The 13,689-nt window shown below is 50.3% G+C and carries 18 protein-coding genes; 7 read left to right on the forward strand and 11 right to left on the reverse strand.

The features are described 5' to 3' along the window. Positions 1–2: 2 nt before the first annotated feature. The 6 genes from K7P76_RS05950 to K7P76_RS05975 form a co-directional block, all read right to left on the reverse strand. Positions 3–1,601, reverse strand: a complete 1,599-nt coding sequence (locus tag K7P76_RS05950) for an extracellular solute-binding protein (RefSeq protein ID WP_232184236.1) — start codon at positions 1,599–1,601, stop codon at positions 3–5. 31 nt (positions 1,602–1,632) lie between these two features. Next, positions 1,633–2,517, reverse strand: a complete 885-nt coding sequence (locus tag K7P76_RS33400) for a carbohydrate ABC transporter permease (protein WP_232184237.1) — start codon at positions 2,515–2,517, stop codon at positions 1,633–1,635. A 4-nt stretch (positions 2,518–2,521) separates the two neighbouring features. After that, on the reverse strand, positions 2,522–3,427 hold the full coding sequence (locus K7P76_RS05960) for an ABC transporter permease (RefSeq protein ID WP_232184238.1): 906 nt from the start codon (positions 3,425–3,427) through the stop codon (positions 2,522–2,524). Positions 3,428–3,742: 315 nt separating this feature from the next. Further along, on the reverse strand, positions 3,743–3,979 hold the full coding sequence (gene yidD / locus K7P76_RS05965; RefSeq protein ID WP_232184239.1) for a membrane protein insertion efficiency factor YidD: 237 nt from the start codon (positions 3,977–3,979) through the stop codon (positions 3,743–3,745). Between the two features lie 31 nt (positions 3,980–4,010). Further along, positions 4,011–4,211 carry a hypothetical protein gene (locus tag K7P76_RS05970; RefSeq protein WP_232184240.1) on the reverse strand — a complete coding sequence of 67 codons (201 nt, stop codon included), beginning with the start codon at positions 4,209–4,211 and terminating at the stop codon, positions 4,011–4,013. A 74-nt stretch (positions 4,212–4,285) separates the two neighbouring features. Further along, positions 4,286–4,753 carry a hypothetical protein gene (locus K7P76_RS05975; RefSeq protein WP_232184241.1) on the reverse strand — a complete coding sequence of 156 codons (468 nt, stop codon included), beginning with the start codon at positions 4,751–4,753 and terminating at the stop codon, positions 4,286–4,288. A gap of 181 nt (positions 4,754–4,934) precedes the next feature. Here K7P76_RS05975 and K7P76_RS05980 point away from each other — a divergent pair, with 181 nt between their 5' ends. The 6 genes from K7P76_RS05980 (at position 4,935) to K7P76_RS06005 (ending at position 6,877) form a co-directional block, all read left to right on the forward strand. Continuing rightward, the gene (locus K7P76_RS05980) at positions 4,935–5,171 is read left to right on the forward strand and encodes a spore germination protein (protein ID WP_232184242.1); all 237 of its coding nucleotides are present in this window, start codon (positions 4,935–4,937) and stop codon (positions 5,169–5,171) included. After that, a complete protein-coding gene (locus K7P76_RS05985; RefSeq protein ID WP_232184243.1) occupies positions 5,171–5,377 on the forward strand; it encodes a spore germination protein GerPB in 207 nt (68 codons plus the stop codon). Before K7P76_RS05980 ends, K7P76_RS05985 begins: the two co-directional genes overlap by 1 nt. 14 nt (positions 5,378–5,391) lie before the next feature. After that, the gene (gene gerPC / locus K7P76_RS05990; protein WP_232184245.1) at positions 5,392–6,072 is read left to right on the forward strand and encodes a spore germination protein GerPC; all 681 of its coding nucleotides are present in this window, start codon (positions 5,392–5,394) and stop codon (positions 6,070–6,072) included. Continuing rightward, positions 6,050–6,253 (forward strand): spore germination protein GerPD, encoded by a 204-nt coding sequence (locus tag K7P76_RS05995; protein ID WP_232184246.1) that lies wholly within the window; start codon positions 6,050–6,052, stop codon positions 6,251–6,253. Before gerPC ends, K7P76_RS05995 begins: the two co-directional genes overlap by 23 nt. Beyond that, positions 6,253–6,636, forward strand: a complete 384-nt coding sequence (locus K7P76_RS06000; RefSeq protein ID WP_232184248.1) for a spore germination protein GerPE — start codon at positions 6,253–6,255, stop codon at positions 6,634–6,636. Before K7P76_RS05995 ends, K7P76_RS06000 begins: the two co-directional genes overlap by 1 nt. A 115-nt stretch (positions 6,637–6,751) precedes the next feature. Beyond that, on the forward strand, positions 6,752–6,877 hold the full coding sequence (locus tag K7P76_RS06005; protein WP_232184250.1) for a sporulation protein YjcZ: 126 nt from the start codon (positions 6,752–6,754) through the stop codon (positions 6,875–6,877). Between the two features lie 71 nt (positions 6,878–6,948). Here the strand turns inward: K7P76_RS06005 and K7P76_RS06010 are convergent, their stop codons facing one another. Both K7P76_RS06010 and K7P76_RS06015 read right to left on the reverse strand, forming a co-directional pair. After that, positions 6,949–8,631 (reverse strand): PucR family transcriptional regulator, encoded by a 1,683-nt coding sequence (locus K7P76_RS06010; RefSeq protein WP_232184251.1) that lies wholly within the window; start codon positions 8,629–8,631, stop codon positions 6,949–6,951. A gap of 47 nt (positions 8,632–8,678) precedes the next feature. Beyond that, positions 8,679–8,828, reverse strand: a complete 150-nt coding sequence (locus K7P76_RS06015; protein ID WP_232184252.1) for an ATP-binding cassette domain-containing protein — start codon at positions 8,826–8,828, stop codon at positions 8,679–8,681. A 590-nt stretch (positions 8,829–9,418) separates the two neighbouring features. Here K7P76_RS06015 and K7P76_RS06020 point away from each other — a divergent pair. Beyond that, positions 9,419–9,739, forward strand: a complete 321-nt coding sequence (locus K7P76_RS06020; protein ID WP_232184253.1) for a hypothetical protein — start codon at positions 9,419–9,421, stop codon at positions 9,737–9,739. 192 nt (positions 9,740–9,931) lie between these two features. On the opposite strand, the gene K7P76_RS06025 is transcribed toward K7P76_RS06020, so the two are convergent. The 3 genes from K7P76_RS06025 to K7P76_RS06035 all read right to left on the reverse strand — a co-directional run bounded on the left by K7P76_RS06025 (position 9,932) and on the right by K7P76_RS06035 (position 13,683). After that, positions 9,932–10,528 (reverse strand): zinc ribbon domain-containing protein, encoded by a 597-nt coding sequence (locus tag K7P76_RS06025; RefSeq protein ID WP_232184254.1) that lies wholly within the window; start codon positions 10,526–10,528, stop codon positions 9,932–9,934. Positions 10,529–10,797: 269 nt separating this feature from the next. After that, positions 10,798–11,508 (reverse strand): DUF1361 domain-containing protein, encoded by a 711-nt coding sequence (locus tag K7P76_RS06030; RefSeq protein WP_232184255.1) that lies wholly within the window; start codon positions 11,506–11,508, stop codon positions 10,798–10,800. A gap of 174 nt (positions 11,509–11,682) precedes the next feature. After that, a complete protein-coding gene (locus K7P76_RS06035; protein WP_232184256.1) occupies positions 11,683–13,683 on the reverse strand; it encodes a glycoside hydrolase family 15 protein in 2,001 nt (666 codons plus the stop codon). Positions 13,684–13,689: the final 6 nt, after the last annotated feature.

The following is a 13,689-nucleotide window of genomic DNA, read 5'->3' on the forward strand; positions in this document are numbered from 1 at the left end:
CGTTACTTCAATAAACCCATGGCCGACAGCTGCTCAGTCGCGTTGTCAAGCAACACCTGGCCTCCGCCGTTAAGCCAGTTCTTGGCGAACGCATCGTAATCATCTGTTTTGCCGAGCACGTATTTCGTATCGAATTCGACCTGAAGTTTCCAAGTGTCGGCGGCGGCCTGCGGATCGAAGTTGATCAGTCCTTCGTAGACCGGATACCGCTCTACTTTGGACGCCTTGGAGTCGAGCTCTTGCTGCTTCAACTCCGTCTTTCCCGGATCGGGGTTGTTGCCTTCCAGCACCATGTCGGAGCGCGTGCCGATCCACGTGCCGTAGTCGTCGACGCCCGGATTGTCGAGCCGTACGCCTTCCTTGGTTTGGTTGACGTACTTGGCACCGCCTTCCACGTCCTTCAACTCGCGATTAGGCAGAACGTCCTTGCCCCAGCGCATTTTCCAATAACCGTCGTTCGGGAACGTCGAGTTCTCAATAATTTGAAAGATGCGATCCAGCTTGACCGGATCCTCGGCGGCCTTCTTGGAAATAGCGATCATGCCTCTCGCGATTTGCGACGGGATATCCTTGCCGCCTTCCGGCGAGCCTTTAGGCACGCCCATCACGTCCCACCAGCCTACGGTCGCTCCGGTCGCACCGGTCGCGCCTTCGCTTTCCTGCACGATTACGCCCGGATAATAGACAGAGCCGATTTTGCCTGCGAACAACTGCGCTTTGCGCTGCTCCCAGCCTTGCGTGAGCCAGTCGGGATCGATCAGCTTCTCCTTCTGCGCGGTGCGGAGGAAGTCGAGGAACTTCTTATGCGTGCCGTTCGTGATCGAATGGACGACCTTTCCGTTCTCCACATGGAAACCGACCTGGCCGTACATGGATTCCAGGAACAAAATTTCGCCAAGTCCGCCGCCACCGCCGGCCGAGCTGATGCCGTACGTATCTTTTTTGCCATTTTTGTCTGGGTCGCCGTTGGTGAATTTACGCAATACGTCCAGCAATTCTTGATCGTTAGTCGGCATTTGCAGGCTGAGGGCGTCGAGCCAGTCTTTGCGGATCATCCACGTCTGAGTGCCGGGATCGGGCAGAGTTGGTAAGCCGATCATTTTGCCATCAGACGAGGCGAACGCTTTGGCTTGGTCGCTGTAACTCTTGGCCAACGTCGGCACTTTATCGAGATACGGCGTCAGATCCTCGAGCAGCATGCCTTGCTCATTCAGCTTTTTGATGACGTTTTTGTTATAAGCGAAAATGATGTCCGGTCCGTCTCCCGATGCAAACTCGACGAGCAGCTTGGATTCGAGGTCCGCGTCCGGTACCGACGTTAGCTTGAAATCGACGTTAAACGTCTCGTCGATCCACTTCTTGAACGGATCGTCCCCGGAAAGCGGGATATTCGCCCAGCCGTTCTCCATCAGCTCGATCGATACTTTCTGGGCGTTCGGATCCGCGGACGGGCTGGCCGACTCGCTGGATGCTGCCGAAGAAGGCGCGCTTGAGCTGCTTGAGGCCGCCGGCGACGGATCCTCGTTTTTGCTGCATGCCGATAATAGCAGGCCCGCCAGCATTGTGACCGTTAATAACATTGTTGCGACTTTCCTTTTCATTTCTGATGCCTCCCTTTTGTAATGGTTTGTATTATCCTTTTACCGCTCCTAAAAACATTCCTTTGGTAAAATGTTTTTGGATAAACGGATATACACAGAGAATCGGGATCGTACCCACGACCGCAACCGCCATTTTGAGCGACTCCATCGACACCCGTTGGGTCGGGTTCAATACCGACGACGGGTTCATTTGCGATCCGATATTGACGTTGGCGAACATGTTGCGCATGATCAGCTGCAGCGGCTGCAAGTGAGGATCCTTGATGTAAATGAGCGCGTCGAACCAGCTGTTCCAATGGAATACGGCCGTGAACAATCCGATCGCCGCGATAACCGGCTTGCTCATAGGCAGCATCAGCCGAATCATGAGGACGATCTCGCCGGCGCCGTCCATCTGTGCCGACTCCTCCAATTCGGACGGGATATTCTCGAAAAATTGCTTGATGACGAGAACGCTCCAGCTATCGATCAGCCCCGGGATGACGAGCGCCCAAATCGAATCAAGCAGGTGGGTGTCCCTTACGACCAGATAGGTCGGGATCAAACCTCCGTTAAACAAAACCGTAATCAGAACCGCGAACAGCATCGCCCTGCGGCCCGGGAGCGCCCGTCTGGAAACGATGTACCCGGCGATCGTAGTCATCGTCAGCATAAGCGCCGTTCCCAGAATTGTCCTAATGACGCTAACTATTAGCGCGTGCGGGAAAATATCGCCTTTAAATAAACGTTCATAGGCCAGCAGCGTAGGCGAGTGTGGCAGTAGAATGAACCCCCCTCGCTCAATCCACTCCTTCTCGTTGACCAACGACATGGACACTACATAAATCAGCGGAATGAGAGAAGCGAGCGTGACGACAGTAAGTACCGTGTAAGCGAATCCCTGATACACTCTTTCCTTGTTGCGAATTGCCCTCACCCCTTTACCAAAGGCCGATACCGGCGCGTTTTTTGGATATCGCGTTGGCCGTTAGCACGAGCAAGAGACCAAACAGCGATTGGAACAACGACATCGCAACGGCAATACTGTACTGGAGCTGTCCGAGCCCCTGCCGGTAAATCCACGTGTCGATGATGTCCCCAACCCCATAGGTTGCAGGATTGTAGTAAAGCAGCACCTGTTCCCCGCCGGCATAGAGAATGCCGCCGATTTGAAGGGTGAACAGAAACACGACGACCGGTGCGATGCCCGGTAATGTCACATGGATAATCCGGCGAACCGGCCCCGCCCCATCCAGCTTGGCAGCTTCAAATTGTGCCGGGTCCAGCGACGAGAGTGCCGCGAGGTAAATGATCGTCCCCCAACCGATCTCTTTCCAGATGGCAGTTCCTACAAGAATCGGCCGGAACCACTCCGGGGAGACGAGGAAGCTGACAGTATCCGAATTCATAAGCTTAAGCATTTGGTTGACGATGCCGGATTCTGAGAAAACGGCGAAAGTGATGGCGTAGATGATTACCCAGGAAAAAAAGTGGGGAATGTACATAATCGTCTGTGTAAATCGGCGGAACACCTTCGAATGGATATCGAACAGGAAAATCGCCAATATGATCGGCGGAAAGAAACCGAATAACAGCCGTAGCAAGCTAATGACTACTGTATTACCCAATACGTGAACAAAATCGGCTTTGGAGAACAGCTCTGCGAAATTGTGCCAGCCGACCCACGGACTGCCCCATACCCCATCCGCCAACCGATATTTTTTGAATGCCAGCACGGCTTGCAGAAACATCGGATAAAAGCGGTAAACGGCATAGTAAGAGATGATAGGTATCATCAGCAAATATAAGGGCCAGAATCGTCGGAACGCGGATCGGATGCGGTTCATGGGTGAGAATCCTCCTATCAATTGTTAAGCCGCAATTATAATAAGCGCTTTCATAAACTTGTATGATGAGATGATATCACACATAAAATTCACTGTCAACGGACTCTTTCCAAAAAAAAAGAAGCACTAAGGGTTAGCGCGTTTTCCTGAACAAAATCAGCGAGTGGCGGATGGCTCTGCTAGGAAAAGGACGTGCCTAGCTTGGTAAAGTGCATTAAAAACAAAAACAACTCTCGTCCGTATGGGATGAGAGTTGTTATTTAGCCAATACCGCCGACTTGCTTCACCGATGTCAAGCCGAAGCGCGCTTGCGCCTTATTTCCTTACCTTCAGGGGCGGAACGGGATCGTAACCCCCGCGGTGAAAAGGATGGCACCTGCATATTCTGCGAAATGCCAAATATGAACCTTTGGCTGCCCCGTGAACTTCTATCGCCTCTACCGCATAAGCCGAGCATGTCGGAAGGAAGCGGCACGAAGGCGGCGTTAAGGGCGAGATGAACTTTCGATAGAAAAGGATCGGACCCTGCAACGTTCTTCGCATGATACGCATTAGACCCTCCTGCATGAGGCTTATCCCATTGCTATGAAAACCACTTGTTGATTACGAGAATAAGGACGATGAGCGTCAATCCGGAAAGTCCCAGGAACACGCCGCCTTGACGTTTCTTTAATTGGAAAAACCGCAATACTCCAAGGCTTAAGAATGAACCGATCAACATGATGAAAATAATGCCCGTGATGAAAAGCGCAGGTGATACATCGGATACGTCAACTAAATCCACGACAATTGCCCCCTTAAAACTTTGCGACTCTTTATCATATGCCGACTCGTAGCTTCCTCTAGCATTATACCGATTTACGATTGGATAAACAATTCGTATTCGGACTTTTCCAGCGGCCTGCGTTTGAAGCGGATGAGCAAACGGTCTTTTTTCATAACGGCTTTGCCGGAGCGAGCATATACCGGGCATGGAAACCGAATCGCGCGTTTCCTATCGCCGGATAGTCCCGTTATCTTAAGCCGTTCCGAAGTCGCGAATAGCTGCAGATGGCGAAGGTCCATCTCAGGATCAAGTCTGATGGTCACGTTGACATAGTTATTATCCTTTATAGCGTCAATTTTCATATTGTCTTGAGTTTGAGTTTGGCGGAAAGGCGTTTCCTGCCTTGATTTCGTCATCATATCCTTGACATATTGGTTCAGCCAATTGGAATCGCCCGCCTGATCCCAGCGCTCGGCCAGGTTCCAAGGAATATCTTTACCCAGCCAACGCTGAATATCTTTCCAATCCGGAAGCGGTCCGCTATCGAAAAAGGAACTCATTACTTTATCCCTCCTGAGGCAACTGTCTGCGTAAGTAATACTGCAGAATTCTTTTCTTCAACATATGTCTGGGCAGTCCCGCCTGTGCGTATGCGATTGTTCAATCAATGAAAGATGAACCTCTGGGTATTTGCCTTCATACACTGTTGAATGACCCCACAGCGAAGGAGTCGTTATGCCCATGCCATGCATCGTCGGCAATGTCAAAATCCTTAGCGTCGGCAGCAGCGGCGTCGTCCAATTCGGGGATGCTATACAAGTTTCTCCGTCGAGCACTAACAAAACATATGCCGGCTCCGGTTCCTTCTTAACGGGCGATTTATCGAGGAGCAACAACGCAATCAGCGCGACGAACACGAATGATCCGGATGTCCAGGACTCTTCTGAAAATAAAATTGGCAACTCGGGGGTCATCTGATGAAATGGAACATATATCAGACCATAACCATCGGCCAACTCCGTGTCGACGCTGTAACCAATTCATCCGTTCTGCAAATCGGTAGTGCCGGCAGTATCCAATCGCTATCCCAGCTCTATAATACGGGGGGGTACACGGGGCCGGCTCCACAGCTAGGAGAAGCCACTACGGCCCTTTCGCTCGTTCCGCTTCCAAATCCAACGTGAAAGGGGAAACTCCGATGCAGCAACCTTATTTATGGAACGGGATGCCTGCAGCCGCAGCTCCCATTGCTCCTGATTGGAATCAGTGGATTCAGCGGCTCTATCAATCCGAGTTAAAATTGACGCAAATGACGCAACAACTGGCAAATATGCAGAAACAATTGGATGACATTAAGAATAAGCCGCCCCTTCATATCGAATACCACTTCGATCAATTAAAGGTCAACAGACTGGAAGGCACGCTAAACGTCGGATTATCATCGCCTCAGGGTATGCCGGATATCGAATCTTTCGAAGCACCCGACCCTGCCTGCTGGAAAGTCGATTCGGACCAAACGGATGATCTCGCCCCTCTCATTCGCGGCTTGCAAAATGAAATGAGCAACTATATGAAAGATAATGCGACTAACGCTCTGATCGCAATGGAACAACAATTCGGAATTACGCTAGATGATAATCATCGTTCTCGAATAAGCGACGATGTTCGGAAACAATTAGACGAACGCGTACATTATTACGCGAGAACATCTCCTTACCCGTTCAAAGGAACGGATGAAGAGAAGCAACGGTGGAAAGATTCCATCAAAGAAAAGACGCTTAGGGATATTCAGGGAGCTTTCTCCGCCTATTTAAGCAAACAGCGGCAGCAGAATCTGCAGAAAGGAGCGGATCACCATGACGAATTGCTTAAATCTTAACGTAACCAACGGACCCGTAAGCGTCGGTTCCATCAGACTCATCGGGATTTCCGGTTCCTCTTCCTTGTTGCTGGGGGACACGGAATCCCTTACACTTTACTCCTATTTCGATACACCGCCGGAGTCCGTGATCGTAGGACCCTTGGCACCGCTTCCCGCGCTCTCCGAGGAGGAAGCTTGATGAGTTTGCAATGCAGGAACACAACGTTAGGCAGATTATTCGTGAATACGATCAGCTCATCCGGCATCGTTCAACTTGGGGATAATAAGAACTCAACCCTCACCTCTAGAGTATTAGCCGTGCAAAGAGCAATACCTGACTTCGAGGGTGATGAGTACCGATTTGCCTCATATCCGATCTTCTATCTTCCTAGACTAACCTTGCAGCCATGCGTAGCCGTGGCTTTCCACAGTTGTTCTTCCTTGCCCAATATCCAAGTAGGCTCGTTGGAAACGATTGGCGTCGACTCTTCTTCGCTCCTTCGCGTTGGCTGCGGCGGTCCATTGTTAGCCGAATCGAGGATTATCAATATCCGTCATTTCAATAACCGGTACATTCGCTGAAAAAATAGGGATTATCTGTCTACCCGGTACAAACGTACAGGATTCCCCATGCCCCCCGCCATATGCTGACACTGTGATTCGCCATCACAAACAACGCACACAGGAGGTTTTCGCTATGGGTTATCCAGTTGGAGGTGCCGCGGTTGGAAGTTGTGGCGGGTATGGTGGAGGAATGGCAGCAGCTGCATTCGCTCTTGTTCTTTTCATCCTGCTTGTCATCATCCTTCGCGCAGGCTACTAATTTTTAATTCATTACTCCCAGTACAACGTAAAACCCCGTCCGCCGGACGGGGTTTTACGTTTGTAAAGAGATTAGCCGGGTATTCCCGGAGTAATCTGGCCGAGCTTTAACGCCAAGTGAAGCTGCAGACGATCTTCCGGATCGTCTAAAGAAACGCCGAGGATAGATTGGGCTTTCTCCAGCCGATAGACGATCGTATTATAATGTGCGTACAGCTTCTCGGATGTCAGCTTAATATTGCCGTTGCAGCGGAAGAACATCTCCAACGTCTCTACGAGCCTTCCTCCACCTTTACGGTCTGCTTGTTGGAGCGGGGCCGCGAAACGGCTTAGAAACTGTTCCCTTTCCTCCCCGGACGGGATCAGATAGAGCAAGGAATATACGCCTAGCCTATCGTAAGCAACGATTTCTCCCGGCAATCCGCATACTTCCGCCACCTGCCGTGCCCGCTTCGCTTGTGCCCAGCTCCCTTGCAACCCGTCCGATCGTTCGACTACTCGTCCGGCGTATAGTTTCAAGTCCCGATCTCCCAACAGGGCTCGCAGCTCCGCGAGCAGCTTGTTAGTCAATTGCGCTGTCGCCTCTTCGCGATCAAGATCCGAAAACGCCAAGTTTCCGATCGGAAGCACCAGAGCTAAGTCGTCTCCGATCGGAGCAGCAAGCAAACCCTCCACGGTTCGCAGCCTCTCGGAACGAAGCCTGCGGGCAATTTCCCTGAGCTTCTCCGCGGGTTCCGGTGCGCGCCATCCCACCAAAATGGCGCACATTGGCGTTCCTTCCGGTATCGTACAGCCGCATACGTCGGCTCTAAGTTTCCAATCGGCTTCCGAAACGATTTTGCCGGAGAGCCAATCCTGAATGAATTGGTCCAAGTATTTGCCTTCGACCTCGCGAACGGCCTCGACGTTCGCCAGTTCCAAGCCGGCTAACGAGGACAACCGGTCTACGCTTAACGCATCGAGCGGATGGATATCCCGGGTACGCTCGATCAGCACCAAACAAGCCTGCTTCATCTTTCTCGTGGGAATCGAGTTAACGTAAATCCGGTATGCGTTTTGCAGCAGCATAAATCCGTTGCTCGAACCGCGTCCGACTTGCCGGAACGTGAGCGATTGCATGAGCGGCCAAACTTCCGTGGGCTCCGCGCTTCTTAGGCTCTTGGATAACCACGGCTTGTCGTTCTCCCTGACAACCGCAACGGGATTATCCAGCATATCCTCCATAGCGTCCAAGAACGCGTAAAGACCGCTTCCTTCCAGAAGCAGGCGGGTCATGCTCTGTATGCGATTTTGCAAGTCGGCCAGTTGGGATGTTTCCTGCGCCAGCACCCGCTCCATAGCGATCCTGACCAGGTCGGAAAACACGGTATCGCCCGGCAGCTCGAGCAGCGGCAATCCATGCTTTTGCGCTTCCTCCACGACCTCGGGCGAGAGTTTGTCAAAGTTTGGTTTAGTCTTGATACCGAGGGCGGCAACGCCTCTCTTCACGAGCTCCGGAACCAATTGCCGAAGCAGTTCGGGCTCGTCCCGGAAAGGATATCCCGTCGTCATCAGGAATTCTCCGGGCCTGACCCAAGAGATGACATCGGGCACCTCCATTACGTTAACCCGAGTTATGGCTTTATGAATGCCTTTCTCTCCTGCTAGCAACCGCGCTTCCTTTAGCAACGGAATGGCGAGTAGTTCTTTAACTGTAAATACGACTTCCTCCGACTGGCTTCCGGGCGCTTTTTCTTTACGCGGCATCATGGCCATATGACCGCCTCCTTCTTCTGAGTCCTGATTAGGATATAGGAATTCCTTCAAGAACGGACGCCGTGTCCGCGGGCCTTCACCGGACTCATTAGCCTAATCGCTCTGCCCTCGATCGCGATTTCTCCGCCATCCGACTGAAATACTCCGTACAACATTTTCGTCAAGGTGCTTTTATCGGCTCCGTTCTCGACTAACACCGCATGAATTTCGCCTTCCTTAAGCTTGCAACGTCACTCCGTCGTTTACCGCGAGTTTTCCGAACACTTTAGTTAAGTCCGATACGCTCAGAAATGGTTCCTTCATGAACATTCCCTCCCTTGAGCTCTAAAGTTACGTTATATAAAGTGACATTTGATAGTTATAAATTCGCATTGTTCTCCATGTGTAATATATTATAACACTAAATTGAAAAAGTCTTTAGAGATTATCAATGATAATGGAACAATGTTTATGGTTTATATACACAAATTTGAATCCCGTTCCAATTTAATGTTAGTTTTAGTCACAAAATAGGTGTGTGAAATTGTGACGTATATAAAAACAGACCACTTTTCGGACCGCGGTTTCGGCCGAGCGAACGATCATGCATGACATAAGGTCAATAATTGGCTTGTTCAATGCGAATCCGTGCGATTGCCCACTCTGAAACCGCGGCAAGTAGGCAATTCTTGACATTTGTTACTCCGTCTAAAAAATAAGGGATTTGGAGGTAGACGAAAGGAAGTTTAGAATTACTTTTGAAGATACAACCGCTCGGACGCGAGTTTGAGGAGGTTTAGAGTTACTTTTGAAGCTGGAGCTGACCTATGCCGCACAGGAATTAATCGAATTATTAGAGCAACTCCTGTCGTTGACCCATGCTGCACAGGAATTAATCGAATTTTTAGAACAACTCCCGTCGTTGACCCCTGTTGCACAGGAATTAATCGAATTTTTAGAACAACTCCCGTCGTTGACCCCTGCTACACAGGAATTAATCGAATTATTAGAACAACTCCTGTCGTTGACCCCTGCAGCACAGGAATTAATCGAATTTTTAGAACAACTCCCGTCGTTGATCCCTGCTGCACAGGAATTAATCGAATTATTAGAGCAACTCCCGTCGTAGACCCCTACCGCACAGGAATTAATCGAATTTTTAGAGCAACTCCTGTCGCGGCGGTGAACGAGGGGAGGTTTAAAATTACTTTTTTGAAGCTGCAGCTGCTCAGAGAAGGGTTCGGGGAGAGGAGGTTTAACGTTACTTGTTGATGCTGCAGCAAAGAAAAGAGGGAGTCCGAAAGACTCCCCCTGGCTTAACTTATCGAGTTGATTGACCGCAAGTCGGGCAGAAATGGCTGTCAGCGTATAGCGGCGTGCCGCAGCTGCCGCAAATCTGACGCTGGTCTACAGGCGGCGTTGGAGGTGCTTTTGTTTCCAGCGAGTCTAGATCCCCCGCTCCTCCAAAGGTTTCAATTTCCGGTTCGCTATCTGGATCGACGGGGACATAAGGATCCGCTTGAATCGGAGATTCCTCAACGGCTTCCGGCTCCGGTTCAGGGAACGGATGTCCGCACGACGGGCAGAAACGGGTATCGTAAGGCACCCTTTTACCGCATACGCATTCCTTCTCATTGCGGATCGTCTTGATTCGGTCGTCCAGAGCGGCAATCTCGCCTCGAATAGCCGTTATCTCCTCGCAGCCCGGAATGACCTTCGATTCGGCCCTGGACAAATCATGCGCCAAATAAGCCTCATATACGGATGCCCCTATATTCGCGAACAATTTGTCTATTTCTTTGCGCTTACCGGATATTTGGGCGTTTAACCTTGTTATTTCCACCGTTTGTTGTGCTTTTTCAGTCGCCGTACTAACGCCTTTGCTGACGGTTTCCGTAAATTTCTTAAAGAAACTCATACCTATCCACTCCTCTCTAAGCTATTATCTCATACGGCAAGTAATTAAACATGGTTCCATAATCCCCAATCACTGCATGGAATATTTTAGCACCCTCGTCATTCTAAATAGAAAACTCCTTACTGCGCCAGGCCGGCACATGCAAGGAGCTTCCCCTAATTTCTATTTTAAGCGATCAACTTTATGATCCACAAGTCCCGGCCGGACAATTCATTGGCTGGAACAAGAATACGCCAGCCCCAACACGGGCTTGACCATACTTAAGATCGTTACAGCGACCTAGCTTTACGGGCCTTATTTTGACCTAAGAGATAGAGAGAGCAGTAGATGATTAATATCAACATTCCGAACAGCATCGTGAAGATCGCCGACTTCGCGTTTATCCCTTCTATAACCCCTTCGATTAATCGGAAGGGACTCAACACATCCCAACTATTCAGCCGGACAACCCGCCCCAAATATACGCCGAATCCTCCAAGGAAGGATACGATGAGAACGAACACCCAGCCCGACCATCCGTTTATATAATGACTTACGATCGAGTGAAAGTGTCTCATCGAGAGAAAACCCAACAACAGCCCGCACCACGAGAACAGGAAAAAAAGCACCAAATCGTACCACAGGAGCAGCCCTTCCGGATTGTATACTTGGAAACCCGGATTATAGATGAGATGAATAAAGTCGGTCGTGAGATAGGGCGCGTTCGGGTAAAGGAGCAGCCAGGCAATCCCGAACAACGTGAGACCGATCGCTAAAGTTCCCCCTTTGACGATACGGGTTAGCCAAAGTGCCGATATCGAAACGATCAAAGGCAGCCATGCGAGGAACAGATTCCAAAGAAGAAATTGGAACCGCACGTAATCGACTTGAAACGACCGGACAACGATGAGCAGCGCGCACAATATCGATGTGGCTGTCAGCATATAAAAGATAGGATCGATGATAGTATGGTTAAATTTCGTAACTTCCGGCTTGGCCACGGAGACAGTCTCCCCCTTTATACATGGAATAATCCCCCTGCTATACATACTGTATCAAACAAGAAAAAGTTGCAACAATCTCTCATTTTTACTACCGAAATAAAAAAAGAAGGACGTCTCTAGAAGTCAATTAGACTCCAGAGACACCCTCATCATAAGTCGCATGGTTTAGTACTACCACGAAATACTTTGTTCCTTGTTATTCGAAGAAGCAGACGAAATAAATTGATCTTGTTTGCGCACGTATTTGCAAACCGTTGACACATATGTCGCGTGAGACCAAGTTAACGGGGCAACCGATAACGGTTCGCCGGTTTCCGGATGAACTTGCTCGGGCAAATTGCCTCCGGCAAGGGCGAACGTTGTTACTTTATCAAGCGTTTTTCTCGGCTCGGCCAAATCTTCTATCGTTTTGGCGGTTTCGATTTGAAAATTCGCTACCCACAGCGTGCAAATGATCCAAGGGTTTCCGGGCACCTTGTCGATGTCATCGGATTGGCGGAAATAATAATCGTTCGTATACCGCGCAATACCCCCGACTTCCGTATGAATGCGAAGCTTCTCGGATATGGCCATCATCGTACGCGCAACCCGATCCTCTTCTGCCGGAAACACGCCGAATTCGAACAAACCGAACAAGCTGCTCTCCACCGTCATGTCTTTAACCCATTTGCCGTCTTGATATACGACGCCTCGGGCATAACGCCCTGCTTCTTCATCCCACAAATGCGTTACAATCCCCTGTTTGATTTGCTCGGCTACGACGCGGTACTGGTCGCTGCGGTCATAATCCCCGAACAAATCGGCGAAATAGGCCGCAGCCATTAGCCCTCCGTAAACGGAAGCAACCGTGTAAGTCCATATACCGTAACGCTCTTCCCATAAATCATAGCTTGGTTTCGGCAAGCCTAAATCCGGCTCCATGTATTCGCACAAGAATGCCGAGGCTTTCCGAATCAAGGTGCTGTACAACGCCTGCGGAAGCTCGATTTCGCCATGGCGGGCATAGTCTTTCCAGAGCGCGTAAAGCACAAGCGCCGTTTCGTCTTCTTGGATAGGCAGACGCGGAACGCCTTGTACGACATAAGGGTGCCAACTGGAACCTACCGTTCCGTCCGGGTTGTATTTATGGTGCAAGTATCCTTCGGGAGACAAATTCCGTCCGCAGAAGTGGAAGAACGGCGCGATCGTACCATGATAGCCGGCAAGCGACATCGCGTCGGCGATAAGCGCTCCATCCCTAGGCCACATATAGCTGTAATGGTCCCGATTGTATTGCAAAATATCCGTGTCATTCGCCGCTAAAATAGCGCCGCGCTCATCGATCTGCGTTCTTACGATGAGCAGGCTGTGCTTGAATTGATGAACAACGTTGGCCGGCAAATCGCCGAACCGGTCACCTACCCTTGACAGCCAATGGTTCCAATAGATTACGATTCGGCTTAACAGCTTCTCCGGATGGCTTTCCTGCACGTATTGATCCAGCCGCTTCACTTCTTCCATATCGGAGCCGACGGACATCCAGTAATAGATCGTTCTATCGTTGCCTGGCGGCACGATCGTACGAAAGCTGATCGTGCTGTCTACCGAACCTTGGGAAATCGAATTGCCCATTAACTCCCCGTCCTCGGCATCGCGCCAAGTACCTTCCGCGGATTGAAATCGCTTGATGCCCGTCGAGAACTGATAGATTCCGCCTTTTTCGGATCTGCCGTTAAACATGAAGTAGGAGGAGCGTTTGTAGTGGAACAATGTCCGATTACCGGGGTAAAAGGCCGCCGTATCCCCTACCTCATTGCCGTCGATCATCAGATCATGGTGGAAAAACACCCGGACGTCCTTCTCGGTATCGCCTAAATTACGGACAACGACGCGTTTCATATAGATGCATTCCCGTTGATGGATGCCGTCATTAAGCTGCAGTTCAAGCCCTAATCGATGATGGCGAGCGATTACGTTCGTAACGAGCGAATCCTCGATATAACCAAGCTCGATGATCCACTCCGGATCGTCCAACCACGCGAACGTACCGTCGCACCATACGCCGAATCGGCATAAACTGCCGCCAACGTGATTTAATTGCCCCACATACGGAAAATAAACATCGCGAATAAAGCAGTTGCTGTCCAAATTGACGAGCATTTTCCCATTACCGATGACCAGATGTCTAGCCATGACTAT

This window comes from Cohnella silvisoli (assembly GCF_021190915.1).
In the GTDB taxonomy this organism is placed as follows: domain Bacteria; phylum Bacillota; class Bacilli; order Paenibacillales; family Paenibacillaceae; genus Cohnella; species Cohnella silvisoli.